This is a genomic window from Paracoccus sp. (in: a-proteobacteria) (assembly GCF_030538695.1).
GTDB lineage: Bacteria > Pseudomonadota > Alphaproteobacteria > Rhodobacterales > Rhodobacteraceae > Paracoccus.
Genome location: NZ_JAUNTN010000009.1, coordinates 49110 through 74433, shown reverse-complemented (window position 1 = coordinate 74433; position 25324 = coordinate 49110). Strand labels below are relative to the sequence as shown.

At 63.5% G+C, this 25324-nt stretch carries 22 protein-coding genes, 1 tRNA gene and 1 pseudogene; 8 read left to right on the top strand and 16 right to left on the bottom strand.

Annotated elements, in window-relative coordinates:
* Positions 1-353: 353 nt before the first annotated feature.
* A pseudogene (locus Q4G24_RS06505) lies at positions 354-1841 on the bottom strand (DEAD/DEAH box helicase); the annotation flags it as partial.
* A 236-nt stretch (positions 1842-2077) separates the two neighbouring features.
* Here Q4G24_RS06505 and Q4G24_RS06500 point away from each other — a divergent pair.
* From Q4G24_RS06500 to Q4G24_RS06465, 8 genes are all read left to right on the top strand, one after another.
* Positions 2078-3979 carry a sodium:proton antiporter gene (locus Q4G24_RS06500; RefSeq protein ID WP_303365699.1) on the top strand — a complete coding sequence of 634 codons (1902 nt, stop codon included), beginning with the start codon at positions 2078-2080 and terminating at the stop codon, positions 3977-3979.
* A gap of 79 nt (positions 3980-4058) precedes the next feature.
* Complete coding sequence (gene argS, locus Q4G24_RS06495) at positions 4059-5798, top strand: arginine--tRNA ligase (RefSeq protein WP_303365698.1); 1740 nt, start codon at positions 4059-4061, stop codon at positions 5796-5798.
* A 67-nt stretch (positions 5799-5865) separates the two neighbouring features.
* Positions 5866-6942 carry an SPOR domain-containing protein gene (locus Q4G24_RS06490; protein ID WP_303365697.1) on the top strand — a complete coding sequence of 359 codons (1077 nt, stop codon included), beginning with the start codon at positions 5866-5868 and terminating at the stop codon, positions 6940-6942.
* Positions 6942-7922 (top strand): glycoside hydrolase family 3 N-terminal domain-containing protein, encoded by a 981-nt coding sequence (locus Q4G24_RS06485; protein ID WP_303365696.1) that lies wholly within the window; start codon positions 6942-6944, stop codon positions 7920-7922. The genes Q4G24_RS06490 and Q4G24_RS06485 overlap by 1 nt, the downstream gene beginning before the upstream one ends.
* A complete protein-coding gene (locus tag Q4G24_RS06480; RefSeq protein WP_303365695.1) occupies positions 7922-8203 on the top strand; it encodes a hypothetical protein in 282 nt (93 codons plus the stop codon). The genes Q4G24_RS06485 and Q4G24_RS06480 overlap by 1 nt, the downstream gene beginning before the upstream one ends.
* A 41-nt stretch (positions 8204-8244) precedes the next feature.
* Positions 8245-9027: a ScpA family protein gene (locus tag Q4G24_RS06475; RefSeq protein ID WP_303365694.1), complete on the top strand. Its 783-nt coding sequence runs from the start codon at positions 8245-8247 to the stop codon at positions 9025-9027.
* Positions 9024-9659, top strand: coding sequence for an SMC-Scp complex subunit ScpB (gene scpB, locus Q4G24_RS06470; protein WP_303365693.1), 636 nt, complete (start codon positions 9024-9026; stop codon positions 9657-9659). The genes Q4G24_RS06475 and scpB overlap by 4 nt, the downstream gene beginning before the upstream one ends.
* 9 nt (positions 9660-9668) lie before the next feature.
* Entirely contained in the window at positions 9669-9899 is a 231-nt protein-coding gene (locus tag Q4G24_RS06465) for a hypothetical protein (protein ID WP_303365692.1), read from the top strand.
* Here Q4G24_RS06465 and Q4G24_RS06460 read toward each other — a convergent pair.
* The 15 genes from Q4G24_RS06460 to Q4G24_RS06390 all read right to left on the bottom strand — a co-directional run bounded on the left by Q4G24_RS06460 (position 9896) and on the right by Q4G24_RS06390 (position 25289).
* Positions 9896-10966, bottom strand: coding sequence for a 2'-deoxycytidine 5'-triphosphate deaminase (locus Q4G24_RS06460; protein ID WP_303365691.1), 1071 nt, complete (start codon positions 10964-10966; stop codon positions 9896-9898). The two genes, Q4G24_RS06465 and Q4G24_RS06460, sit on opposite strands and share 4 nt — an antisense overlap.
* A gap of 57 nt (positions 10967-11023) precedes the next feature.
* A tRNA-Pro gene (locus Q4G24_RS06455) sits at positions 11024-11101 on the bottom strand.
* Positions 11102-11218: 117 nt separating this feature from the next.
* Positions 11219-11788 carry a MerR family transcriptional regulator gene (locus Q4G24_RS06450; RefSeq protein WP_303365690.1) on the bottom strand — a complete coding sequence of 190 codons (570 nt, stop codon included), beginning with the start codon at positions 11786-11788 and terminating at the stop codon, positions 11219-11221.
* A gap of 6 nt (positions 11789-11794) precedes the next feature.
* Complete coding sequence (gene ihfA, locus Q4G24_RS06445; protein ID WP_303365689.1) at positions 11795-12100, bottom strand: integration host factor subunit alpha; 306 nt, start codon at positions 12098-12100, stop codon at positions 11795-11797.
* Between the two features lie 236 nt (positions 12101-12336).
* Positions 12337-13272 (bottom strand): carbohydrate kinase, encoded by a 936-nt coding sequence (locus tag Q4G24_RS06440; RefSeq protein WP_303365688.1) that lies wholly within the window; start codon positions 13270-13272, stop codon positions 12337-12339.
* A gap of 47 nt (positions 13273-13319) precedes the next feature.
* Positions 13320-14597, bottom strand: a complete 1278-nt coding sequence (locus tag Q4G24_RS06435; RefSeq protein WP_303365687.1) for a zinc ribbon domain-containing protein — start codon at positions 14595-14597, stop codon at positions 13320-13322.
* 9 nt (positions 14598-14606) lie between these two features.
* Complete coding sequence (locus tag Q4G24_RS06430) at positions 14607-15758, bottom strand: SPFH domain-containing protein (protein ID WP_303365686.1); 1152 nt, start codon at positions 15756-15758, stop codon at positions 14607-14609.
* Between the two features lie 24 nt (positions 15759-15782).
* Complete coding sequence (locus tag Q4G24_RS06425; protein WP_303365685.1) at positions 15783-16832, bottom strand: DUF2927 domain-containing protein; 1050 nt, start codon at positions 16830-16832, stop codon at positions 15783-15785.
* A gap of 2 nt (positions 16833-16834) precedes the next feature.
* A complete protein-coding gene (locus tag Q4G24_RS06420; RefSeq protein WP_303365684.1) occupies positions 16835-18010 on the bottom strand; it encodes a toxic anion resistance protein in 1176 nt (391 codons plus the stop codon).
* A 172-nt stretch (positions 18011-18182) separates the two neighbouring features.
* Entirely contained in the window at positions 18183-20378 is a 2196-nt protein-coding gene (locus tag Q4G24_RS06415; RefSeq protein ID WP_303365683.1) for a 3-hydroxyacyl-CoA dehydrogenase NAD-binding domain-containing protein, read from the bottom strand.
* 11 nt (positions 20379-20389) lie between these two features.
* Positions 20390-21601, bottom strand: coding sequence for an acetyl-CoA C-acetyltransferase (locus Q4G24_RS06410; RefSeq protein WP_303365682.1), 1212 nt, complete (start codon positions 21599-21601; stop codon positions 20390-20392).
* 354 nt (positions 21602-21955) lie between these two features.
* Complete coding sequence (locus tag Q4G24_RS06405) at positions 21956-23716, bottom strand: acyl-CoA dehydrogenase C-terminal domain-containing protein (RefSeq protein ID WP_303365681.1); 1761 nt, start codon at positions 23714-23716, stop codon at positions 21956-21958.
* Entirely contained in the window at positions 23667-24149 is a 483-nt protein-coding gene (locus Q4G24_RS06400) for a MerR family DNA-binding transcriptional regulator (RefSeq protein WP_303365680.1), read from the bottom strand. Before Q4G24_RS06400 ends, Q4G24_RS06405 begins: the two co-directional genes overlap by 50 nt.
* A 108-nt stretch (positions 24150-24257) precedes the next feature.
* A complete protein-coding gene (locus tag Q4G24_RS06395) occupies positions 24258-24899 on the bottom strand; it encodes a trimeric intracellular cation channel family protein (protein WP_303365679.1) in 642 nt (213 codons plus the stop codon).
* 3 nt (positions 24900-24902) lie between these two features.
* Complete coding sequence (locus tag Q4G24_RS06390; RefSeq protein ID WP_303365678.1) at positions 24903-25289, bottom strand: MerR family DNA-binding transcriptional regulator; 387 nt, start codon at positions 25287-25289, stop codon at positions 24903-24905.
* Between the last annotated feature and the right edge of the window lie 35 nt (positions 25290-25324).

Below are 25324 nucleotides of genomic sequence, written 5' to 3'. Positions count from 1 at the left end.
GCTTCGGCGTAGAGGTCAGCCGCCGGCGCAGCCTCTGCGGGTTTGGCTGCGGTTTTGCGGGTCGAGGTCCGGCGCGTCTTTGGCGCAGGCTTCGCCTCGGTTTCAGTTGCCGCTGCGGTCTCTGCGGTTTCTGGCACCGCAGCCGTTTCCATCACAGCTTCCGCCGTTGCAGGCTCCGCAGGCTGGTCCGCGCTGACCTCGGGTTTGCGCGAGCGACTGCGCGAGCGGCTGCCGGTCTTTTTCGGGGCTTCTGTCGTATCCGCGGGTTTGTCCGACACGGCTTTAGACACGGGCGCTTCAACCTCTGCCGGGTTGTCACTGACGCCCCAATTGGGGTTCAGGTCTTCGGGCAGGAAGCTGCGGGTCAGAAACTCGGGCATATGGTCGCCCATACCGACTGTCTGATCGCGGTCGCGCCCGCCACGGTCGCGGGAATAGCGGCCGTTGTCGCGGTTATAGCCGTTGCCGTTACGCTCGGCCCCATTGCGGCGGTCGTCACGACGATCATCACGGCGCTCGCTGCGGTCGTCCTTGCGCGGGGCTTCGGTCTGCACTTCGGGCTGTTCGGCGGGTTTGTCCTCGCGCCGGTCGTCTTTGCCCTCATCGCGGCGCGAACGCGAGCGGGACCGTGACGAACCCGACCGGGATGCCCCCGAACGCGGTGCGGCATTGGCTGCCTCGGACAGCGAGAACCCTTCGGGTTGAGGGGCGCGGGGCAGGGTCTTTTTGACCAGATTTTCGATTGCGGTCAGGTATTTTTCATCCATCGGCGTGGACAGGCTGACAGCGGTGCCAAGACGCCCGGCGCGGCCCGTGCGGCCGATGCGGTGAACGTAATCCTCGGCATGAGAGGGCAGGTCATAGTTGAACACATGGCTGACCGCCGGAATATCCAGCCCCCGTGCCGCCACGTCTGACGCGATCAGCAGCGTCAGCCCGCCATCGCGGAAACTGTCCAGCGTCCGCATCCGCTGGCTCTGGTCCAGGTCGCCGTGGATCGGCGCAGCATTGAAGCCGTGCTTTTGCAAGGACTTGGCAACGATGTCCACGTCAGTCTTGCGGTTGCAGAACACAATGGCATTGGTCAGCTTGTCGCCCTCGGCGGCGATCAGGGCGCGCAGCAGTTCGCGCTTTTGCTTGGCGGTCTGATCCTTGCGGGTGGGCGTCAGTTCGACCAGCCGCTGCTCGATGGTCTCGCTGGTGGTGGCCTGACGGGCGACCTCGATCCGTTCGGGATTGTGCAGGAAGGTAGAGGTGATGCGCTCGATCTCGGGGGCCATGGTGGCGCTGAAAAACAGCGTCTGGCGGGTAAAGGGCGTCAGTTGGAAGATGCGTTCGATATCGGGGATGAAGCCCATGTCGAGCATCCGGTCGGCCTCGTCCACGACCATGATCTGAACGCCGGTCAGGAGCAGCTTGCCGCGCTCGAAATGGTCCAGCAAACGGCCCGGTGTGGCGATCAGCACGTCCACGCCCCGGTCGATCAGCTTGTCCTGTTCGCCAAAGCTGACGCCGCCGATCAGCAGCGCCTTGGTCAGTCGGGTGTTTTTCGCATAAATGTCAAAATTTTCCGCCACCTGCGCCGCAAGTTCGCGGGTCGGACACAGCACCAGCGAACGCGGCATCCGCGCCCGCGCCCGGCCACGGCCCAGCAGGGTAATCATTGGCAGGGTAAAGCTGGCGGTCTTGCCAGTGCCGGTCTGCGCGATCCCCAGCACGTCCCGGCCTTCCAGCGCCGGAGGGATCGCTCCGGCCTGAATCGGCGTGGGCGATTCGTAGCCGGCATCGGTGATGGCAGCCAGAACCTTGGGGTCGAGTTTCAGATCGGAAAACTTGGTCATTCGGGGCTTTCAACTATGCGCGCCGCATTTTTGCGGAACCGCGTCCATGTGAACCGGGCTTGGCCGGGTGAATGGGACGCTTTAGGATCGCACGCCCCTCGGGAGCCCGCCGGATGCAGGCCGTAGCCGCCTAGCGGAAATCCGCGCATGAGTCAATCGTGAAGCCGCTTCCACCGGCGCGGGAACGAAATCGCCCGCGCATGGTTATCTGGCGTTATCCGCGAATTGGAGGCCCCATGGCCGTCGAAACAGCAGCCGGCCTGAGTGCCGTGGAAGCCATCGCCCTTGTCGGGGTTGCCGGGGTTGGCGCGCAGTGGCTTGCCTGGTGGTTCCGCCTGCCGGGAATCGTGCTGATGCTGTTAGCGGGGCTGATCCTTGGCCCGGTCACGGGGATATTCGTGCCTGCGCGTGATCTTGGGGCGCTGGTGCAGCCGATGATCTCGCTGGCGGTGGCGGTGATCCTGTTTGAAGGTGGGCTGACGCTGAACTTTCACCGCCTTGCCGATGCCCGGCCTGCGGTGCGGCGGCTGATTTTTCCGGGGGCGCTGCTCGGCTGGCTGTTTTCGTCCCTTGCGCTGGCATGGGGCGCGGGCCTTGGCTGGGAGGCCGCGATCACTTTTGGCGGCATTATGATCGTGACCGGCCCGACCGTCATCGCGCCTTTGCTGCGGCAGGCCCGGCTGACCAGCCGTCCGGCGCAGGTCTTGCAATGGGAAGCCATCGTCAACGACCCGATCGGCGCGCTTGCCGCTGTTCTGGCGCTGGAGATCGTTCTGGTTCGCCATTCCGCCCTGCCTGTGGGTGAGGCCGCGCTGACCCTGATCCTGGGCATCGGCTTTGCGCTGTTGTTGGGGTTTGCTGCCGGGCGAGCCACTGTGGCGCTGTTCCGCCGGGGCTGGGTGCCGGAATATATGAAGGTGCCGGTGTTGTTCGTGGCGGTGCTTGGCACCTTTGCACTGGCCGATATGGGGTTGCATGAATCGGGCCTGCTGGCGGTGACGGTCATGGGGCTGGTGATCGCCAATGCCGACCTGCCGTCCTATACCGAACTGCACCGTTTCAAGGAACATGCGACCATTCTGCTGGTGTCTGGTGTGTTTATCCTGTTGGCGGCGGGGATCAGCTTTGACGTGCTGTCGCAACTGACATGGCGGGCGGTGCTGTTCCTAGCGTTGGTCATTCTGGTGGCGCGGCCGTTGACGGTGATGCTGTCGCTGATCGGGACAAACCTGCCGATGAAGGAACGCTGGCTGATCGCGCTGACCGGGCCGCGCGGCGTGGTGCTGGTCGCCGTGGCCGGTATTTTTGGCGAGCGTCTGGCGCAGGAGGGAATCGCGGATGGCGCTCTGATCGCGCCGCTGGCCTTTGTGCTGGTTCTGGCCAGCGTGATCTTGCACGGCTTTACGCTGGCACCGCTGGCACGGCTTCTTGGGCTGACCTCGGGCGATAAGCCGGGGCTGCTGATCGTGGGGGGCTCGCGCTTTGCGGCGGAGCTGGCGAAGGCGCTGGAAAAAGCGGATGTGAATGTTTTGGTCACGGACCCCAACCTTGGCCACTTGCGATCTGCGCGGGTCAAGGGCGTGCCGGTCTATTACGGTGATATTCTGTCTGAAAATGCCGAAACCAATGTCGAGTTCATTGCTTATGATGCGATTTTGGCGGCCTCTGATAATGATGCCTATAACACGCTGGTTGCGACTGACCTTGCGCCAGAGTTCGGCCGCGATTCGGTCTGGCAGCTTGCCCGCTATAAAGAGGACCGGCCGCGTCACAGCCTGCCGTCGCAGCTTGGCGGGCAGGCGATTGCGGGCGGGCGGACGCTGGCGGACTATCTGGACCTGTTGGGGGGCGGCTATATTTTCCGCGTCACCCCTCTGACCGAAGAATACGGCCTGTCTGACTGGCGCGAGGCCCGTCCCGGTGCGATGCCGATGGTGGTGGTCGATGACAACGGGCTGCGCTTTGTCGCGGATGCCGACAGCTTTACCGCCCGTGCCGGCGCGCGTCTGGTTTCGCTGATTCCGCCCGAGTTGGCTGTGCAACTGCGTCAGGACAGCGAAGCTGCGCATGAGGCCAAGGCCGAAGCCCGCGCCGCGCGCCGTGGCGAAGGTGAGGGCGCGATACCGGACGGTGCCTGATGCTGTCTTGACGGCCAAACTTGACCTTCCCTGTCCGCTGGCGCTATCGGGCAGGGGTAATTCCCCTCAAGGTGCCGTTATGAATCTGTTCGCTGAAATCCACACCCTTGTCATTGACGCGCTGAACCGGCTGGCCGGGCAGGGCGACCTGCCGCAAGGGCTGGACCTGCGAAACGTCACGGTTGAGCCGCCGCGTGATCCGGCCCATGGCGATATGGCCACCAATGCCGCGATGGTGCTGGCCAAGCCCGCCGCGATGAAGCCGCGCGATATTGCCGACAAGCTGGCTGCCCTGCTGGCCGAGGACGCCCGCATCAGCGCCGCCGAGGTCGCCGGGCCGGGGTTCCTGAACCTGCGCCTTGCGCCGGGCCAGTGGCAGCGGGCGGTGACGGCGGCGATTGCGGCAGGGGCAGATTACGGGCGCTCGGATATGGGCGTGGGGCAAAAGGTCAATGTCGAATTCGTCAGCGCCAACCCGACCGGCCCGATGCACGTCGGCCATACCCGTGGCGCGATCTTTGGCGACGCGCTGTCCAGCCTGCTGGCCTATTCCGGCCATGAGGTGACGCGTGAATATTACATCAACGACGGCGGCGCACAGGTCGATGTGCTGGCCCGTTCTGCCTATGAGCGTTACCGTGAGGCCAACGGGCTGGAACCGAATATTGCCGAAGGGCTGTATCCCGGCGATTATCTGATCCCCGTCGGGCAGGCGTTGAAGGAAAAATACGGCACCAGCCTGATCGACAAGCCGGAATCAGACTGGCTGGCTGATATCCGCGAATTCGCAACCGCCGCGATGATGGAGATGATCCGCGAGGATCTGGCCCTGCTGAACGTGCGGATGGATGTGTATTCCAGCGAAAAGGCCCTGTATCCCCGGATCGAACAGGCTTTGCAGCGGCTGGACGCTGCCGGGCTGATCTATCGCGGCACGCTGGAGCCGCCAAAGGGCAAGCTGCCCGAGGATTGGGAGGAGCGCGAACAGACGTTGTTCCGCTCGACCGATTACGGCGACGATCAGGACCGCCCGGTGCGAAAGGCCGATGGGAGCTGGACCTATTTCGCGCCTGATATTGCCTATCACTTCGACAAGGTAGAGCGCGGCTTTGACCAGTTGATCGACATTTTCGGTGCCGATCACGGCGGCTATGTCAAGCGGATGAAGGCGGCGGTCGGGGCACTGACCAACAACGGGGTGCCGCTGGACATCAAGCTGGTTCAGCTTGTCCGCCTGTTCAAGAATGGCGAACCGTTCAAGATGTCCAAACGGGCAGGCACGTTCGTCACCCTGCGCGATGTGGTCGAGCAGGCGGGGGCGGATGTCACCCGTTTTCACATGCTGACCCGCAAGAACGACGCTGATCTGGATTTTGACTTCGACAAGGTTCTGGAGCAGTCGAAGGATAATCCTGTTTGGTATGTTCAGTACGCAAATGCCCGGATTCATTCAGCTTTGCGCCGTGCGTCGGATGCGGGCGTGGATGTGTCTGACGCTGCGCTGGCGCAGGCTGATCTGTCCGGGCTGACCCATCCGGCAGAGCTTGCTCTGATCGGTAAGGTTGCGGAGTGGCCGCGTCTGGTCGAGACCGCCGCTCGCGCACATGAGCCGCATCGGGTGGCATTTTACCTGTATGATCTGGCGCAAGAGCTTCATTCGCTTTGGAATCGTGGTAACGAAGACCTGTCGCTGCGTTTTGTCCAAGATGGCGCAAAGGACACAACCGCGTCGAAAATTGCGATGTTGCGTGCAGTTGGCGTTGTCATTTCCAACGGTCTTGGTATTTTGGGCGTCGAACCGGCAAAAGAAATGCGCTGACAAAGGCGCCTGCCGGATCATTGAGCAGTGATTGTAAACGTCCGGGAAACCCGGCAGGCAGGCAAGAATGGCAGTTCTCGACTTCCGCGGTGGCGGGTTTCATGGCGTGCGCCCGCGTCAGGTGCGCGATTTCGTCTTTGGTGAGCAGGATCGCGGATACGATCCCGTCCACGAGGAGCAGCTTGCCACCAATGTGGGTTTGGCAGGCCGTGTTGCCCGTGCGCTGAACTATTTTGGCGCAGTTGTCTCGGTCATGCTGCTGATTGGCATGGTCGTCTGGGGCTATCAGCTTGTGACTCGTGACGTTTCGGGTATCCCGGTCGTCCGCGCGATGCAGGGGGAGGCCCGCACCGCGCCAGAAAACCCCGGTGGCGAGCTGGCCGCGAATGAGGGGCTGGCGGTGAACACCGTCGCCGCAGGGGCCGCGCCGCAGCGGATCGAACAGGTTGCCATCGCTCCGGCGGCCACCAGCCTGACCGATGAGGACTTGCCGATGGGCGCGCTTGGCGTGACTGCGCAGCCGATGGTTGCCGCGCCTGAGGATGATGTCGTCGGCCCGGAAAACCCTGCCTTTGCCGAGGAGGCCGCCACCCGGATGGCCGCTGCCAGCGATGCGGGCGTCGAAGAAGGCACCGTTTCCGCAGCCGTCACCGATGAAACCGGCACCCCCGCTGCACCCGAGGACATCAACGCCGCGCTGACGCAGACGGCTTCGGTGACGCAATCGGTCCGGCCCGTGCGCCGCCCGGCCCGTGCAACCCCGGCTCCGGTGCAGACCGCTGCCGTGACCGAGGCCCCCGCCGCAGCCCCGGCCCGCGCCGAAACCCGGCCCAAAACCCAGCCCGCGCCGACTCCGGCTCCGGCTGAAGCGCGGGTGGAAACCGTGACGCCTGCTTCGGGGTCTGCCCTTGCGCAGATCGGTGCTTTCGACAGCGAGGCCATCGCCCGCAGCGAATGGCAGCGCCTGTCGGGCCGCAACGGCAGCTTGTTCGCGGGTAAATCGCCGGTGATCCAGAAAACCGAACGCAATGGCCGCACGTTCTGGCGGCTGCGTGTGGCGGGCTTTGACGGGACTTCAGCGGCGCGGAACTTCTGCGGCCAATTGAAATCCTCTGGCACCGACTGCATCGCGCTGAACAACTGATGTCAACGGCCGCGATTTTCGGCCTGTCCGGCCTGACCCTGACCGAAGCCGAGCGGGATTTCTTTCGCTCGGCTGATCCTTGGGGCTTTATTCTGTTCGCTCATAATGTCGAAAGCCCTGACCAGTTGCGCCGCCTGACGGGCGACCTGCGCGATGCCGTGGGGCGTGACGCGGTGATTACCGTCGATCAGGAAGGCGGGCGCGTCCAGCGGCTTCGCGCCCCGCACTGGACCGATTGGGATGCGCCACTGAACGAAGGCCGCCGTGGCCCGCGTGCGATCTGGCTGCGCTATCGGCTGATCGGGGCGGAGCTGCGGGCCTGCGGGATCGACAGCAATTGCGCCCCCACGCTGGACGTGGCGCAGGCGGATACGCACCCGTTTTTGCGCGACCGCTGCCTTGGTGACGACGCGTCCGAAGTCTCGATGCTGGGGCGGGCCGCTGCGGATGGGATGCTGGCGGCGGGTGTCCTGCCGGTGGTCAAGCATATGCCCGGTCACGGCCGCGCCCGCGCCGACAGCCACAAGGATCTGCCGGTGGTGGATGCCCCCGAAACCGCGCTGAACGACAGCGATTTCGTGCCATTCCGGGCGTTGAAGGACGCGCCGTTGGGGATGACCGCGCATATACGTTACGCCGCGCTGGATGATGCGCCGGCAACGATTTCGGCCCCGATGATCGAGCTGATCCGCAAGCGTATCGGCTTTCAGGGGTTGCTGATGACCGATGACCTGGGGATGGAGGCACTGCCCGGCAATCAGGTGCAGCGCACCGCCGCCGCCATCGCCGCCGGTTGTGATCTGGCGCTGGCCTGCCATGGTGATCTGCCCGAGAAAGAGGCCATTACCGCTGCCGCTGGGCAGATGAGCGTGGCCGCGTTGGCACGATCTGCACGGGCGCTGAAGCTGCGCGAGGATGCGCAGGATGATGACATTGCCGCGCTGCGGGCCGAATATATGGGCCTTCGGGGCATGGTCTGATGCGGGCGTTGGCGCTTTGTGCGATGCTGCTGGCTTGTGGGCCACAGGACGCAGCTGCGCCGCCGCTGAACCTGATCGTCTATCGTGAGGCCGGGGCGGCGCAAGCGGTTCAGGACGCTGCCGCGGGTCTCGATGGGCGGGTGATCTACGACCTGTCGAATGTCGGGGCGACCGTGGTCGCCTTTCCGTCAGAAGCCGCTTTGAAACGCGCCCAATCCGCACTGGCGCGACTGCCCGGCGTGTTCGGCGTCAACCGCGACAGCGTGGTGCAACTGGATTAACCCAAGGTTGACAGGCTGGCTTAAAGCGCCGATTTAACGCCATGACCAGCGATCAGGACAATCTTTTCACGGCGGAAATCCGCCAGCGACAGGCGGATGAGGCGCTGATCGTCGATGTGGATGGTTTCGAAGGCCCGCTGGACCTGTTGTTGACGCTTTCCCGCACGCAAAAGGTTGATCTGCTGAAGATTTCGGTTCTGGAACTGGCGGAACAATATCTGGCTTTCATCGACCGTGCCCGCGCTTTGCGGATTGAACTGGCGGCGGATTATCTGGTGATGGCGTCCTGGCTGGCGTTCCTGAAATCGCGCCTGTTGCTGCCCCCCGATCCGCAGGCCGAAGGGCTTTCCGCGCAGGAGCTGGCCGCGCATCTGGCGTTTCAGTTGGAGCGTCTGGATGCGATGCGACAGGCGGCGGCGCGGCTGATGGGGCGCGACCGGCTGGGGATGCAGCGTTTTGTGCGGGGGGCACCAGAAACCGTGTCGCGGCTGCGCCAGACCGAATATCAGGTCGGGCTGATCGACCTGATGCGCGCCTATGCCCGGCTGAAAACGCGGGATGAGTTTCGCCCCTATGCCTTTGATCGTCGGGATATTTTCACCATGGAACAGGCGCTGGAGCGGATGCGCGACCTGATCGGATACAGCGGCGACTGGACCGATCTGGCGCGGTTTTTGCCCGAAGGCTGGGGCAGCGGCCCGCGCAAACGCTCGGCTACGGCGGCGACCTTTGCGGCCTCGCTGGAGCTTGCCAAACAGGGCCGGGTCGAGATCAGCCAGACCGAAGTTTTTGCCCCAATCTCGATCCGTGCGAGGCAGCGATGAGTGATTTCACCCCCATCCCGATGGACCAGCAGGAACGTATGGTCGAGGCGATCCTGTTCGCCGCTGCCGAACCTTTGTCGGTGCGCGAACTGGCGACGCGCCTGCCCGCCGGTTGCGATGCGCCCGAGGCGGTGGCGGCGCTGCGGGTGCGCTATCACGGGCGCGGTGTGGAACTGGTCCGGGTGGGCGACGCATGGGCGTTCCGCACGGCGGGCGATCTTGGCTTTCTGATGCAGCAGCAGATTGCCGAGACCCGCCGCCTGTCGCGGGCGGCGACGGAAACGCTGGCGATCATTGCCTATCACCAGCCTGTCACCCGTGCCGAGATCGAGGAAATCCGTGGCGTGGCGGTTGGGCGCGGCACATTGGATCAGTTGATGGAATTGGGCTGGGTCCGCATGGGGCGTCGCCGTCAGACACCGGGCCGCCCCGCAACCTTTGTCGTGACCGAGGGGTTTCTGGATCATTTCGGCCTTGAAACTGCCCGTGACCTGCCCGGATTGTCAGAATTGCGGGCCGCAGGGCTGCTCGATTCCCGCCCGGTCGAAGGGCTGCCCCTTGCAACCCCGGCGCAAGATGACGACATTGGGGATGCGGCCGTTCCGGCCGATGATCTGTTCGAGGACGAATAGGAACCGCCGATGAATATGAACCAGATTCTGAACATGCTGCAACGGATGCTGCTGCGCCGGGCGATGAACTGGGGCATCAACAAGGGCATCGGGATGTTGGGCAAACGCACGGCGCAGAATGGGGCGCAGACCGATCAGCCCGAGGCGCCGATGACGCCCGAAGAACGCAAACGCGTCCAGCAATCGCGTGACATGGCGAAGCGCGCCCGGCAGGCGGCGCGGATCACCCGCAGGCTTTAATCGCGGAACTGCTTGGCCAGTTTCAGGCCCTGTCCCTGATAATTGGACGCAATTCCCGCGCCATAGAGGCGGGCGGGGCGTTCGGCCATGCGCTCATAGATCAGGCGACCGACGACTTGCCCATGCTCCAGCGCAAAGGGGGCTTCGTGGCAGCGCACTTCCAGCACGCCACGCGCACCTTGTCCGGCGCTGCCATGACCAAAGCCGGGGTCAAAGAAACCTGCGTAATGCACACGAAACTCGCCCACCATGGCCAGATAGGGGGCCATTTCGGCGGCATAATCGGGGGGAATCGTGACGGCTTCGCGGCTGACAAGGATGTAAAACGCGCCGGGGTCCAGAATCAGCCGCCCCTGATCGGAATAGAGCGGATCCCAGAAATCCCGCGCGGCATAGGCGCCGATACGGTCAAGGTCGATCACGCCGCTGTGCGGGCGTGCGCGCCAGCCGACCAGATCCCCCTGCGCGGGCCGCAGATCAACGGAAAAGCCCAAACCCTCATCAATCAGCGCGGGACCATCCACCAGCGGCGTTTCCGCGTGCAAGAGCCGCAGGGCAGCATCATCCAGCGCCGCTTGTCCCTGCCGAAGCCGTAACTGGTTCAGTCGCATTCCCGGACGCACCAGAACCGAAAAGCTACGCGGGCATATTTCTGCATAAAGCGGGCCGTCATAGCCATCGGGCAGGCGGTCGAACTCGGTCCCGTCATCGGTAATCAGCCGGGTCAGCAGGTCCAGCCGCCCGGTCGAACTTTTCGCATTGGCCACCGCGGAAATGCCGTCGGGCAGGGTCACACGCTCGGCCAGCGGCACCAGATAGACGCAGCCACGCTCCAGCACCGCGCCGCCGGTCAGATCCATGCGATGCATCTGAAAATCAGCCAGTCGCTCGGCCACGCGCCGTCCCTTGCCGGGCAGAAACGATGCCCGCAGCCGAAAGGCGGTGTCGCCAAGGCGCAGGTCAAGACTGGCGGGCTGGATCTGTTCGGGGATGATCGGGACGGATGCTGCAATGGCACCGGATTCGATCAGGGCTTTCAAGGCAGTATCAGACAGAACGCCGGTCATCGGACCCCCTTTACAGATACCAAAACGCCCACCCGCAAGGGGTGGGCGTTTTCGGAATGGTCGGGCCGGCGAGATTCGAACTCGCGGCCTTCCGCCCCCCAGACGGACGCGCTAACCAGGCTGCGCCACGGCCCGACACGTCGGCCATATAGGGCGAAGCAGCGGGGGGACACAAGGCCCGAAAGGCGAAATATTGGCCTGATTGGGCGAAAATATTGCAGTGACATGACGGCAGGGCAAGGCGGCATGGGGTTACTGCATTTCGCGCAGCAGGCGGTGAATCTGTATCAGATCCTTGGGCAGTGCGCGGGCCTCGGGCCAGTCGCGCAGCCGTGCGGCCACATCGGCCAAAAGCGGCAGAAGATCGGTGTGGGTCGGGGCGGCCGGGGCTGGCTCCAACTCGGGGAACAGGGGCAGGGTTTCAGATTCGACGGTCTTGCGCAGGGGTTTGCGCGGCTTGGCTGCTGCAGGCCCGGCCGGGGGTTTGCTGACTTTGACGGCGGGCTGGGGTGTTGCGGGCGATTCTGTTGCGGGTTCCGCCAGCCCAAGCCGCACAAGCCCGCGCTGGCGCACCGCCGCACCGCGATCCTTGGCCAACAGCTTTTTCGCACCGCGGATGGTCAGCCCTTCTTCGCGCAGCACCTCGACCAGACCGGCGACCAGCGCCACATCTTCGGGGCGGTAATAACGCCGACCATCGCGGCGTTTTACAGGGGAAAGCTGGGTGAATTGTTCTTCCCAATAGCGCAACACATGCGGCGCGACCCCGACGGCCTGAGAGACCTCTCCGATAGAGCGGAATGCGTCGGGGGCCTTGTTCATACGGGGTTAGCGCCCCTTGTTGCCCGCCGCCACACGGTCTTTCATCAGGTTCGAGGGGCGGAAGGACAGCACCCGGCGCGGGGTGATCGGGACTTCTTCCCCGGTTTTGGGGTTGCGCCCGATGCGCTCGTTCTTGTCGCGGATCGAGAAGGTGCCAAAGGACGAAATCTTGACCTGTTCGCCACGCACCAGCGCGTCCGAGATATGGCCAAGGACGCTTTCCACAAGCTGCGCCGATTCGTGACGCGACAGGCCAACGTCACGAAAGACGGCTTCGGCCAAATCCATACGGGTCAGGGTCTTGTCACTCATACGGTTCACCTTGTTTGGCTTGGGACTAAGATTGCTGCTTCAATCGTTCCGAGTCAACGACGACGCTGCGGCTTTGTTCCAGAAAAATGCTTAAAATTATATATATACCGGATTTGCATACCAAGGCGGGCAGGGGCGTCTGTTATTAACCCGTTGGTTTTTCAATGAATGATTGCGGGCTGGCCGGATGGGGCGGATCGTCGCGCAACATGCTGAAATACAGGCCAGTTCTGCCATCAAGGGCTGTTTGTGCCTGATTCGTCAAGCGTGATCTCATGCGCCCAGGGGGGATTCGCGCCCGCGCGTGAGACCGTGACCGAGGCGGCCTTTGCCCCCAGCATCAGCGCCCGCAGCAGGGCCTCGGGCGGCAGCGTCGCAAGGGCGGCTTTGGTCAGCAACCCGTCGCGGTGCAGGCTGGTCAGGAAACCGGCGTTGAACGTGTCGCCCGCGCCGATCGTGTCGGCAACCTCGACCTGAAAGGCAGGGGCCGAAACCGGGTCGTGGGACCAGATGGCGGTGGCACCTTTATCGCCGCCGGTCAGCAGCACGATCTGCGGACCGCGCGCAAGAACCTTGGCTGCGGCAGCCTCGGGCGACAGGTCGGGGAACAGCCAGTCCAGATCGTCGGTGGACAGCTTGACCACATCCGCCAGCGCAAACAGCCGGTCCAGCCGGGCGCGATAGGCGGGTTCATCCTGCACGAAAAACGGCCGGATGTTGGGGTCCAGCATGACCGGCAGGTTGGCAGCCTCGCGGGTCAGCAATGCCTCGACGGCGGCACCGCAGGGATCTGGCACAAGGCTGATCCCGCCCGCGAACAGCGCCTGAACCCCGTCCAGACGTTGGGGCAGGTCTCTGGCCGCCAGCATCCGTCCGGCGGAACCTTCGTCATAAAAGCTGTAACGCGCCTCGCCCCCAATCAGGCTGACGAAGGCCAGCGTGGTCAGCCGGTCGCTGCGCGGGCAGAAATCCGTGTTCACCCCGGCCTCGGCCAGCGAGCGCAGCAGCGCCTCGCCAAAGGGATCCCGTGAAATCGGCCAGAGATAGGCTGTCGGTGCGCCAAGCCGCGCCAGCGCAATGGCGGTGTTCATGACCGCGCCACCGGGCAGGGGCGTGAAATGACCATCCTGCGGCACCATGTCGATCAGCGATTCGCCTGCGCAAAGGATCATGTGGACCTCGTGATTCTGGCGGTCTTGTTAGCGATAAACCAAGCCCGCTAATAGCCCCGAATCACATATCCGCCGCTGGAATAGCCGCCCGAGAGGCCGCCGCCCGTGTCGAACTGGACATAGCCGGTCTCATTCGCAGCAAACAGCAGCGCCGCCACCACGATCAGCGCCAGCAGCACCGCCAGCGCGATTTTCCATGCGGAATAGGGGCGTTCGCCCTGAACCCGCCCGGTCTGGCCGTTGACGGTAAAGCGATAGCTTTTGCCGTTGTATTTATAGGCGGCAGTCCAGATCGGCAGCAGGATGTGTTTGAAACTTTCGTCGCTGTGGCGGGTGTTGATGGCGCTGACCTGTTGGGCATCACCGCCGATGGCGCGGCGCACATCCATGGCGATCACTCCGGCCATTTCCTGCCGGGCAATGCCATGGCCGTCGGCCAGCGGGATCGTGTAGCCCTCGGCCTCGAACCCGACCAGATATTCGGGACGGTAATCCACCAGATGCGACAAGTCCCAAGGGGTCAGCCCGTCCGAGAACTTGCGCGGCAGCGAGCCAGAGGCCAGCACCAGCACATCGTTGAAATGCCGCGAAACCTGGCCTGAAACCGGGGTCCAGCGGATCTTGCGGACCTGTTGCTGAACCCTTTGGGTGCGGCCGTTGACGGTTTGCGTGACCCAGACCGTTTCATAATAGGCATCGCCGCGCATCCCGCTGTATTGGCTGGCGGTTTGTGCATCAAAGGTCCAGAAAGGCGAATAGACCCCGGTCATCCGCCGCCCGCGCCGGGCATAGGCCGTCAGGCCCGAAGGGGCGAACCAAAGACTGCCCAGCCAGTCCTCCATCGCGGCGCGGGCCTGTTCCTCGGCCAGCACAAAGGGCAGCACACCCTGCGGTTTGATCTGACGGGTCTGGCCGGTATCCGTAACCACCGGCGTGGCGCAGAATGGGCAGTCGGTGGCGTGGCGGTCGCTGTCCACCTCGATCTTGGCGCCGCAATTCGGGCAGGACAGGGTGCGGATAACCTGCGTCAGATCGGAATTGGCATCCAGCTTTAGCCCTTGCGCCAGCGGGATTTCCCGCAATTCCGGCGATTTATGCTGTGCGTCCCATTGCAGGGCGCGGCCCGTGCTGGGGTCGCGCAGCAGCACATCCGCGCCTTCGGCCCCGCCGGTCTGTTGCCGGGCGGGGGCGCGATGCGCGCCTTGCGGAATGTGCTGTTCATGCCCGCAATAGGGGCAGATCAGCACATTCTGACCCGGCGCGAATTGCAGGCTGCCCCCGCAGCTTTCGCAGGGATAGCGATATTCGCTTGGCGGCGTCGGCATCGGCGCGGCTTATGCCTTGGGCAGCGGCGGTGGCGGGGGCGCGATGGTGAACAGTTGCGCCAGTTCCGCAACTTCGTCAGCCTCGTGCCAGCCGTCCTGACCGGGTGCCCAAACCAGCGTTTCGCGGGCAAAACCGCCGTCGCGGACCATGCGGCCAAGATCGGCGCGGCTATAGGGGCCTTCGGCCTGACCGTCACGGGCGATATGCCAGACGGTTTCCGCCTTGGCTTGCGGCAGCGGTGGCGGCGTGGTCTGTGCGGCTTGCGCAGGCGCGGTTCCCCATGGCCCGGAATAGCCGGTCTGCGGCTGCATCTGCCGGGCCATATTCATGCCCATGGCCGCGCCCATTCCGGCACCCATGCCGCTGGCCAGCCCACCGCCGCCGGGCTGGTTGGCGCTGTTCAGCATCGCCTCGCCCATGGCATATTGATTGAAACGGTCCAGATCCCCGACGATGCCAATGCTGGTGCGCTTGTCCAGCATCTTCTCGACCTCATCGGGCAGGCTGATGTTTTCGATGTAAAACTCGGGGATGGTCAGACCATAGGCCGAGACCGTGGGCGCAATCGCCTTGGCCACCATCTTGCCAAGCTGGTCGGTATTGGCGGCCATATCCAGCACCGGGATGCCGGAACCGGCGATCATGCGCGAGAACTCCTGCACGATCACGTTGCGCAGTTGAAAGCTGATCTCGTCGCTGGTGAACTCACCATCCGTTCCGACGATTTCGCGCATGAACAGGCCGGGGTCGGTGACGCGCATGGAATAGGTGCCAAAGGCGCGCAGGCGGACCGGGCCGAACTCGGGGTCGCGGGCGATGATCGGATTGCGCGTCCCCCATTTCTGGTTGTTGAAGCGCGTGGTGTTGACGAAATAAATCTCGGATTTGAACGGGCTGCGGAAGCCGTGGTCCCAGTGCTGCAAGCGGGTCAGCACCGGCAGGTTGTTGGTTTCCAGCATATAGAGGCCCGGTCCGAACACATCGGCCAGTTGCCCTTCATGCACGAAAACCGCCGCCTGACCTTCACGCACGGTCAGCTTGGCGCCGTATTTGATCGCCCGGCCGACGGTTTCATAGCGCCAGACCATCGTGTCGCGGGTGTTGTCCACCCATTCGATCACGTCGATGAATTCGCCGCCAAGGATGTTGAAAAGGGCCATCTGCGCCTCCGTTGATGTCGTTCTTTAATTCGCGGCGCGGGGGATAAGTTCCCCGGCGATCTGGCGAATGATGGGGGTGGCCTGTGCCTCGGTCATGCCGGGGCGCAGGCGGGGATCATAGAGCATTTTCAGCAACAATTCGTCATGCCGGGTCAGCAGGGCGAATTCTTCGTCATCGTTGAAGATCGAGGGCCGGGCGGCAGGGCTGTCATTGGCCAGCCCCATACCCTGCGCCAGCTCCTCATGGATACAGGACAGCCGCAGCCGGTCGGGAAGCTCAGCCCGGATCACCGCCACCGCCTTGGCATAGGCGGCACTGCCGTCTCGCGAATAGGCGAAAACGGTGCAGTAATTTTGTGCCGAAAGATCCTGAATCGCGGCAATATCCGCGGGCGGAATGTCGGGAACGAGCTGGCGCAGGCGCGGGCCGATGGCACGGCGTTCGTCCTCGGACAAGATCAGGGTCACGAAATTGGCGCCCGATTGGCCCATGCGGATTGGATGCCCCGAAACCGAGGACAGCCGCGCCGCGAAGCCGGCAATATCGGCGCCGTCGCGGTTGCGCTGTGCGTCCGGCACACTGTTGCCAAAGACCACTTGCATGGTAATCGGGTCTTGCCAGCGGCGCAGCGGCGCGGCGCGGGTTTGGGCGACCAGCCTGCCATTCTGGCGGGTGTATTCATCATGCAGGGCAATCTGGACAAAATTGCGGGCCAGATCATCGGCGGTGAAGGGCGCGTCCTTTGGCTCGCGGTCCTGCCGCATCAGCCCGCGCGCCAGAAAGCTGGCCTGCGCACCCGCAAACAGCCGCGCCATCTGACGGCTGGTTTCAGATTGCGGCGCGGCATTGCGGGTGGTGGCTGTCGTGGCTCGGGCCTGCCGCATGGCCGCCAGATCCGGGGTCGGATCAGGGGCCGGGGCGGAGAGATCCGGGCGTGCCTCGGGGCGGGCGGATTGCGGCGGTTCGGGGGCAGGGGGCGGTTCTGACGCGGTGCAGGCCACCAAAGCCGCCAGCGGCGCGGCAAGCAAAGCCTGCCGCGCACACAAGTTCAGCGCGGATAAACGCGCAGCCAAGATCAGGCCTGCGGCTGGTTCGGACCCGCCGAACGCGCACGGGCGGCGGCCAGCGTGTCGCGCAGTTCGACTTCCATCTTTTGCAGGTCTTCCTCGGCAGCGGCGCGACGGGCCTTGCCCTCATCCGCGATGCGCAGGGAATCCTCGATGGTGGCGATCAGTTCGGCGTTCGCGGTGCGCACGGCCTCGATGTCGAAAATGCCGCGCTCCATTTCCGTGCGGATCTGCTGGTTCGCAGTGCGCAGGTTCTTGGCATTGGCGGTCAGCAGGTCGTTGGTCAGGTCGGTTGCCCCCTTGACCGCGCGGGCAGCCTCGGCGCTGCGCTGGATGGTGACGGCCTGTGCCAGTTGGGTTTCCCACAGCGGCACCGTGTTCACCAGCGTGCTGTTGATTTTCGTCACCAGCGATTTGTCGTTTTCCTGCACCAGCCGGATCGAGGGCAGCGATTGCATCGTGACCTGACGGGTCAGTTTCAGGTCATGGACGCGGCGTTCCAGATCGTCGCGGATGCTGCGCAGGTCGCGCAATTCCTGCGCCTCCATCACCTGCTGATCCTGACCAGCGGCCTGAACCTCGGCCTCTTTGGCGGGGATGTCCTTGCTGTCCATCTCGGCCAGCTTGGCCTCACCGGCGGCGATATAAAGGGCAAGCTCATCGTAGAACTCAAGCGTGCGCTGATACAGCACGTCCAGCGATTTGATGTCTTTCAGCAGCACCGACTCATGGCGCTCCAGATCCATGGTGATCTTGTCGATCTGGCCCTGCACCTGTTCGTAATTCGCCACGAAACGGGCGAAAGGCGCGGCGCGGCCCAGCAGTTTTTCCCACCATGAGCGTTCGCGGCGCACGTCTAGTTCGCTGACCGAAAAGCCGCGGATGGTGGTGACGATATTGCGCAGCGATTCACCCGCCGGACCAACGTCCTTGTTCTTGACATCGGCCAGCATCGACTGGCTGATCTCTTGCAGCTTGGCCTGAGCGCCTGAACCAAAGCGGACGATGGAACCGGAATCGCGCAGGTTGATCTCATCCATGCGGCGGCGGATCGCTTCGGCTTGCTGTGGTTCGGCCTGTTGCAGCGGCACGATGTCGCCCACGGGTTCGGGCAGAACCACGGCGGTCACGTCTTCGATGTCCTGAAGCGCGGCTTCGGCGCGGCGTTGGGTTTCGGTGGTCATGGGTATCCCCTGAATATGCAGGCTTGATGATATGGGCCAATTCGGCGCAGAGCATAGGCCGATTTCACGATCATTCAACGGGATAGATGGCGGAAAGTTCCGTCTTGCGGAACGGAAAGGACCGGGGGCGCTGCCCCCGGACCCCCGGGATATTTTGATGAAGAAGAAAGGCTTATGCTGCCTTTTGTCCCTGACCATAGCGGCCATAGAAGGTTTCGCCGGTTTTGGCGAGGTCGCGCAGCAGGTCCGGCGTGGCAAAGCGCGGGCCAAAACGGGCCGTCAGGTCTTCGGTGATGGACACGGCCTTATCCGCGCCGATAATGTCCAGCCAACTGAACGGGCCGCCCGACCAGGGTGCGAAGCCCCAGCCGAGGATCGCTCCCACGTCGCCTTCGCGGATGTCCTCCAGCACGCCTTGTTCAAAGGCGCGGACGGCCTCCAGCACCTGCGCGAAATAGAGGCGGTTCTGGACCTCCTCCAGCGAGGGCTGTTCAGCGGTCAGCGGATATTGCGCCGCCAGCCCGTCCCAGAGGCCCTGACGTTTGCCCTTGTCGTCATAGGCATAGAAGCCCGCGTTTGCCTTGCGGCCCATGCGGCCCTGATCCGCCATCCAGAACACGACCTGATCCACGGCCTCATCGGGATAGGCGTCGCCCATGGCCGCGCGGGTCGCCTTGGCGATTTTCACACCAAGGTCGATCGAGGTTTCGTCGATCAGTTGCAGCGGGCCAAGCGGCATCCCCATCATCTTGGCGGCCTGCTCGATCAGCGTGGGGTTCACGCCTTCGGCCACCATGCGGACACCTTCGTTGATATAGGGAATGATGCAGCGGTTGGCATAGAAGAACCGGGCGTCATTGACCACGATGGGCGTCTTGCGGATCTGGCGCACGAAATCGAGCGCCTTGGCCACCGCGCGGGGGCCGGTCTGCTGGCCCTTGATGATCTCGACCAGCAGCATCTTGTCGACGGGCGAAAAGAAGTGGATGCCGATGAACTGTTCCGGTCGGGCGCTGGCGCGGGCCAACTCGGTGATCGGCAGGGTCGATGTGTTGGTGGCGAAGATCGCGGTGGGCGGGATCACCGCCTCGGCCTTTTTCGTGACCTCGGCTTTCACGCCCATGTCCTCGAACACGGCCTCAACGATCAGATCACAGCCATCCAGCGCCGCGTAATCGGTGGTGGCGGTGATGCGGGCCAGCACTTCGGTTTTCTTCTCGGCCGTGACCTTGCCCTTGGACATGCCCTTGTCCAGCAGGCTTTCAGTATGGGCCTTGCCGCGGTCGGCGGCTTCCTGGGTGTTGTCGATCAGAACGACCTCGATCCCGGCCTGTGCGCTGACATAGGCGATGCCCGCGCCCATCATGCCGGCCCCGAGAACGCCCACCTTCTGCACCTTTTCATCCGGCACATCAGGACGGTTCGCACCTTTTTCCAGCGCCTCCTTGTTGATGAACAGCGAACGGATCATGGCCGTGGACGAAGGGTTCATCAGCACATTGGTGAACCAGCGGGCTTCGATCTTGATGGCATTGTCGAAATTGACCAGCGCACCTTCGTAAATGGCCGAGAGCATCGCCTTGGCCGCCGGATAGACGCCCATGGTCTGCCCGTTCACCATCGCTGAAGCGCCAACGAAGGTCATAAAGCCCGCCGGATGATAGGGCGCACCACCGGGCATTTTCCAGCCCTTCTGGTCCCATGGCTTGACCAGATCGGCGGGCTTGGCATTCAGCACCCATTCGCGGGCGGCGGCGACCGGATCGTCTACCACCTCATGAATCAGCCCGGCCCCCTTGGCCTTTTCGGGCGACATCATCTGACCTTGCAGCAGGATCGGTGCCGCCGCCATCGCGCCCAGCAGGCGCGAGACGCGGGTGGTGCCGCCCATGCCGGGGAAGATGCCGACCTTGATTTCCGGCAGGCCGATCTTGGCCTTGGGGTTCGGGGCGGCAAAGATGCGATGCGTGGCCAGCGGGATTTCCAGCCCGATGCCAAGCGCAGTGCCGGGCAGGGCCGCAGCGATGGGCTTGCCGCCCTGTTTGGTTTTCGGGTCCATGCCCGCCAGTTCGATCTTGCGCAGGATCGCGTGGCTGGACATCAGCCCGTCGAACAGCCCCTTGGCCGGGTTGTCGCCCGCGCCCTCTTTCATCTTGGCGATGACGTTGAGGTCCATCCCGCCGGCAAAGTCTTTCTTGCCCGAGGTTATGACGATGCCCTTGACGGCCTCATCGGCCAGCGCGTCGTCGATCAGGCTTTCCAGCAGAGGCCATGCCTCCATCGACAAGACGTTCATCGACTTGCCCGGAACGTCCCAGGTGATGATGGCGACGCCGTCGGCGTCTTTCTTCATGGTGAAATCGGTCATGTTTCCCTCCCTCAGACGCGCTCGATGATGGTGGCCGCGCCCATACCGGACGCGATGCAAAGTGTCGCCAGCCCGGTGGACAGGTCGCGCCGTTCAAGCTCGTCCAGCAGGGTGCCAATGATGATGGCGCCGGTTGCGCCAAGCGGATGGCCCATGGCCATGGCGCCGCCATTGACGTTGACCTTGTCAGGCGACACGTCAAACGCCTGCATGAAGCGCAGCACGACCGAGGCAAAGGCTTCGTTGACCTCGAACAGGTCAATGTCGCTGATCGATATGCCGCTGTCGCGCAGGATTTTCTCGGTGACGGGCACCGGGCCGGTCAGCATGATCGTGGGGTCGGTGCCGATCTTGGCCGTGGCGCGGATGCGGGCGCGGGGTTTGAGGCCGTAAGCCTTGCCGAACTCGGCATTGCCGATCAGCACGGCGGCGGCCCCGTCCACGATGCCCGAGCTGTTGCCGGCATGGTGGATGTGGTTGATTTTCGACAGATGCGGGTATTTCATCATGGCGATTTTATCAAAGCCGGGCATGACCTCGCCCATCTCGGCAAAGCTGGCTTTCAGCTTGGCCAGATCCTCGGCAGTGGTGCCGGGGCGCATGTATTCGTCACGGTCCAGAATGACCAAACCGTTCTGGTCTAGAACCGGAACGATGGATTTGGCGAAACGATTATCCGCCCATGCCTCGGCCGCGCGGCGCTGCGATTCGACGGCCAGCGCATCGGCCTGTTCGCGGGTAAAACCGTATTCGGTGGCGATGATGTCGGCGCTGATGCCCTGCGGCACGAAGTAGCTGTTCATCGCCAGCGAGGGATCAACGGCAATCGCCGCGCCGTCGCTGCCCATGGCCACGCGGCCCATCATTTCCACGCCGCCGGCGATATAGGCCTGACCGGCGCCGCCCTTGACCTGGTTGGCGGCAAGGTTCACCGCTTCCATGCCGCTGGCGCAGAAGCGGTTGATCGAGAGGCCGGGAATCGACTCGTCCAGATCGGATGCCAGCACCGCCGAGCGGGCCAGGCAGCCGCCCTGTTCCATAACTTGGGTCACATTGCCCCAGATCACATCCTCGACCGCATGGCCTTCCAGACCGTTGCGTTCCTTGACGGCGTTCAAAAGCCGCGCCGACAAAGCCAGCGAGGTGACTTCATGCAGGCTGCCATCCGGGCGGCCCTTGCCGCGCGGGGTGCGGGCGGCGTCATAGATATAGGCTTCAGTCATGTTTCCTCCTTGAGCCTGCCCGGTTTGTGAAAGCCTGCCGGGCCGTCCGTTTCTGGTCCCGCGCGGGTGGTGCCAGCGCACCGGGGGCTTCGCGCCCCCGGACCCCCGCGGGATATTTTTCTGAAGAAGAAGGGCCTGCGTTAACCCTTCTTCAACCCTTTGGCCCTATAAGCGGACCTGCGGTGCAGGCTGGGAAGCCGATGACCGCTGAAGGAGAAAGCCCCGGTTTGCACCATTGATGCCGATGGCCGTGTGCAGGCCGGGGCCGCCCCTTCTTCTTCATTCAAATATCCCCGCCGGAGGCTCCGGCGCGGGACAGGTACCCGGTCGTTCGGAATCGGGCGCGGCGTTGCATCAGAACTGATCCGCAGCCAGTGCCATGACCGGATCGGCACCGGACTGGATACGGGCCAGATGGGTGGCGGTCACGGGCAGCAGACGCTTCATGTAATAGCGCCCGGTGGCCAGTTTGGTGGCGTAGAAATCACCCACGCCGCCAGCCAGTGCGGCCTTGGCCATTTGCGCCCACATCAGGCCAAGGGTGACATGGCCGAACAGATGCATGAAATCATACGACCCGGCCAGCGCGGCATTGGGGTTCTTCATGCCGTTTTCCATGAAGAACATGCCTGCTGCCTGCAAATCCTTGGATGCGGCTTTCAGCGGATCAAGGAAATCGGCTTTCAGGGCCGCATCCCCTTCGTTTTCCTTGATGAAGGTTTTCACCATCTCGAAAAACGCCATGACATGCTTGCCACCGTCGGCTGCCAGTTTGCGGCCCACAAGGTCCAGCGCCTGTACGCCGTTTGCGCCTTCATAGATCATGGTGATGCGGGCATCGCGGACGAACTGGGACATGCCCTGTTCCTCGATATAGCCGTGACCGCCATAGACCTGCTGTGCGGCAACCGCCGTGTCGAAGCCCTTGTCGGTCAGGAAGCCCTTGATGACCGGGGTCAGCAGCGAGATCATGCCTTCGGCAGCGGCATCGCCGTTATGGGCCTTGTCGATCATATGCGCCCCCCAGAAGGACAGGGCGCGGGCGCCTTCCAGAAATGCCTTTTGATCCATCAGGTTCCGGCGCACATCAGGATGCACGATGATCGGGTCGGCGGGGCCAGAGGGGTTTTCGGTCCCGGTCACGGCGCGGCCTTGCAAACGGTCGCGGGCATAGGCCACGGCGTTCTGATAGGCAACTTCGCCCACGGCATAGCCTTGCAGGCCGACGCCCATGCGCGCTTCGTTCATCATGGTGAACATGGCGCGCATCCCCTTGTGCAGATCGCCAAGCAGCCAGCCTTTCGCAGCGTCAAAGTTCATCACGCAGGTGGCGTTGCCGTGAATCCCCATCTTTTCTTCGAGATTGCCGACTGAGACGCCATTGCGGGTGCCGATGCTGCCATCGTCATTGACCAGAAACTTGGGGACGATGAACAGGGAAATGCCCCTGGTGCCTTCGCCGCCGCCGGGCACCTTGGCCAGCACCAGATGGATGACGTTTTCCGACAGGTCGTGATCGCCGGCCGAAATGAAGATTTTCTGCCCGGTAATCAGATAGCTGCCGTCATCCTGCGGTTCGGCCTTGGTGCGCAGCATCCCGAGGTCGGTGCCGCAATGCGGCTCGGTCAGGTTCATGGTGCCGGTCCAGTCGCAGGCGACCATTTTCGGCAGATACATCGCCTTTTGCTCATCCGTGCCATGGGCGTGGATGGCAGAATAGGCACCATGGGTCAGGCCCTGATACATATTAAAGGCCATGTTGGCAGAGACGAACATTTCGCCGGTGGCCAGCCCGATGGTATAGGGCATCCCCTGACCGCCATATTCCGGGTCGCAATCCAGCGCGGTCCAGCCGCCTTCTTTCATCGCCTCAAAAGCGGCTTTGAACCCTTCGGGCGTATAGACCACACCGTTTTCCAGCCGGCAGCCCTGCTGATCGCCGACGCGGTTCAGCGGTTCCAGCACCTCGGAGGCCAGTTTGCCGGCGGCTTCCAGAACCGCCTCGGTCATGTCAGGGTCCAGATCCTCATGGCCGGGCAGGCCGGATTCCGAGATTTTCAGAACCTCATGCAGCAGGAATTGCATGTCGCGGGTGGGGGGCGTGTAGCTGGTCATGGTTCCTCCGGGGATTAAAGTTTGGTTGGGCCAGGGCCGCTTCGGCCTGCGCGATACGTTGGCGCAGTTCATCTATGGCGGTGGCCAGTTCGGTTTGTTGCTGTTCCATATCGGCAAGCCGGGCGCGGCTGGCGTTCAGCGTTGCTTCCAACTGCGGACGGTTGCTGCCGGTCGGGTCATAGAGTTCCAGCAGCTGCCGGATGTCTTCAAGGCTGAAGCCAAAGCGTTTGCCACGCAGGATCAGCGTCAGCCGGGCGCGGTCGCGGCGGTCATAGAGGCGGTGCTGGCCGCGGCGTTCGGGAAAGATCAGCGCGCGGGCCTCGTAAAAGCGCAGCGTGCGCGGGGTCACATCGAACAGGGCGCACATTTCGCGGATGGTCAGCCGGGACTGGTCGTCCGGGGTGATATGGTCCGTCGGGGCGATCTGATCCATGCGCGACCTCCTTTTTCGCCAAATCAGGTTAGCCGCCTGATCCGGGCGATGGCCAGAGGGAAGTTGACGCGAAGGTAAACGGGAACGCAGCGTCACAATACGGGCGTGTCAGTGCCGTGGTGGTCCGACCTTTGGCGGGCGCGGGCGATAGACCGGCAGGCGCCAGCCCCATTGCAGGCTGCCCGCCCGCAGCACCAACACCACGGCGGCGCAAAGCAGCAGGCCGATGGCGCGGTCGCCGGTCAGGGCCAGCGCGGTTTCGGCGGCAATAGCCCCGCCAAAGGCGGCGGTGATATACAGCTCACCCTGTTTCAGGATCAGCGGCACCTCATTGGCGACGACATCACGCATCAGCCCGCCAAAGCTGCCGGTCATTACCCCCATGGCGATCACCGTTACGGTTCCCGCGCCCATGTCCTGCGCAATGCCGACCCCTGCCGGGACGGCCACCGCCAGCGCTGCCGCATCCAGCCACAGCAGCGCCCGATAGCGGCTTTCCAGCAGATGTGCGGTGAAAAATACCAGTGCCGCCGCCGCCACGCAGATCAGCAGGATGGCCGGCCGGTCCAGCCAGAAAACGGGACGGTCCAGCACCACATCGCGCAGCGTGCCACCGCCCACGCCGGTCAGCGCTGCAAAGAACACAAACCCCACCGGGTCAAGCTGCGCCCGGCTGGCGACCAGCGCCCCGGTCAGGGCGAAAATCAGCACCGACAGGTGATCCAGCACCGGCAGCAGTTGCGCGGCCATGCCTCAGCCCTTGAGCATGTCGTTAATCAGAACCTCGGTCTCATCGCGCAATTCGCGCAGGTCGTTGATGGTCACGTCCAGTTCCTGCCGCTGCTGGTCCAGCGCCAGCAATTGCCGATCGGCATATTCAACCCAGATACGATATTGTTCCAGCGTGCCCTGATTGCCATACATTTCCAGCCATTGCCGGATTTCCTCCAGGCTGAAGCCGAACCGGCGGCCGCGCAGGATCAGCGTCATCCGTGCCACCTCTCGCGGGCCATAAAAACGCGAGCGCCCCTCCTTTCGGGGGCTGAGCAGTTCGATATATTCATAATAGCGCAAGGTCCGGGGCGTCACGTCGAAACGCATACACATATCCTTGAAGCTCAGCTCATCGGTGGCGGTCATGCCTTGCCCCCTTGGGGTCGTGAAAAATTGCCCGG

What these genes read in the sequence shown, in the direction of transcription:
- Q4G24_RS06450 (WP_303365690.1), bottom strand. Translation starts at nt 11,788, where the DNA reads ATGAACAAGGCCCCCGACGCATTCCGCTCTATCGGAGAGGTCTCTCAG.
- Q4G24_RS06395 (WP_303365679.1), bottom strand. Translation starts at nt 24,899, where the DNA reads ATGGCCGCGCAACTGCTGCCGGTGCTGGATCACCTGTCGGTGCTGATT.
- Q4G24_RS06400 (WP_303365680.1), bottom strand. Translation starts at nt 24,149, where the DNA reads ATGGATCAGATCGCCCCGACGGACCATATCACCCCGGACGACCAGTCC.
- Q4G24_RS06490 (WP_303365697.1), top strand. Translation starts at nt 5,866, where the DNA reads ATGGCAGTTCTCGACTTCCGCGGTGGCGGGTTTCATGGCGTGCGCCCG.
- ihfA (WP_303365689.1), bottom strand. Translation starts at nt 12,100, where the DNA reads ATGAGTGACAAGACCCTGACCCGTATGGATTTGGCCGAAGCCGTCTTT.
- Q4G24_RS06480 (WP_303365695.1), top strand. Translation starts at nt 7,922, where the DNA reads ATGCGGGCGTTGGCGCTTTGTGCGATGCTGCTGGCTTGTGGGCCACAG.
- Q4G24_RS06465 (WP_303365692.1), top strand. Translation starts at nt 9,669, where the DNA reads ATGAATATGAACCAGATTCTGAACATGCTGCAACGGATGCTGCTGCGC.
- Q4G24_RS06415 (WP_303365683.1), bottom strand. Translation starts at nt 20,378, where the DNA reads ATGACCGATTTCACCATGAAGAAAGACGCCGACGGCGTCGCCATCATC.
- scpB (WP_303365693.1), top strand. Translation starts at nt 9,024, where the DNA reads ATGAGTGATTTCACCCCCATCCCGATGGACCAGCAGGAACGTATGGTC.
- argS (WP_303365698.1), top strand. Translation starts at nt 4,059, where the DNA reads ATGAATCTGTTCGCTGAAATCCACACCCTTGTCATTGACGCGCTGAAC.
- Q4G24_RS06430 (WP_303365686.1), bottom strand. Translation starts at nt 15,758, where the DNA reads ATGGCCCTTTTCAACATCCTTGGCGGCGAATTCATCGACGTGATCGAA.
- Q4G24_RS06460 (WP_303365691.1), bottom strand. Translation starts at nt 10,966, where the DNA reads ATGACCGGCGTTCTGTCTGATACTGCCTTGAAAGCCCTGATCGAATCC.
- Q4G24_RS06390 (WP_303365678.1), bottom strand. Translation starts at nt 25,289, where the DNA reads ATGACCGCCACCGATGAGCTGAGCTTCAAGGATATGTGTATGCGTTTC.
- Q4G24_RS06500 (WP_303365699.1), top strand. Translation starts at nt 2,078, where the DNA reads ATGGCCGTCGAAACAGCAGCCGGCCTGAGTGCCGTGGAAGCCATCGCC.
- Q4G24_RS06485 (WP_303365696.1), top strand. Translation starts at nt 6,942, where the DNA reads ATGTCAACGGCCGCGATTTTCGGCCTGTCCGGCCTGACCCTGACCGAA.
- Q4G24_RS06410 (WP_303365682.1), bottom strand. Translation starts at nt 21,601, where the DNA reads ATGACTGAAGCCTATATCTATGACGCCGCCCGCACCCCGCGCGGCAAG.
- Q4G24_RS06405 (WP_303365681.1), bottom strand. Translation starts at nt 23,716, where the DNA reads ATGACCAGCTACACGCCCCCCACCCGCGACATGCAATTCCTGCTGCAT.
- Q4G24_RS06435 (WP_303365687.1), bottom strand. Translation starts at nt 14,597, where the DNA reads ATGCCGACGCCGCCAAGCGAATATCGCTATCCCTGCGAAAGCTGCGGG.
- Q4G24_RS06420 (WP_303365684.1), bottom strand. Translation starts at nt 18,010, where the DNA reads ATGACCACCGAAACCCAACGCCGCGCCGAAGCCGCGCTTCAGGACATC.
- Q4G24_RS06475 (WP_303365694.1), top strand. Translation starts at nt 8,245, where the DNA reads ATGACCAGCGATCAGGACAATCTTTTCACGGCGGAAATCCGCCAGCGA.
- Q4G24_RS06440 (WP_303365688.1), bottom strand. Translation starts at nt 13,272, where the DNA reads ATGATCCTTTGCGCAGGCGAATCGCTGATCGACATGGTGCCGCAGGAT.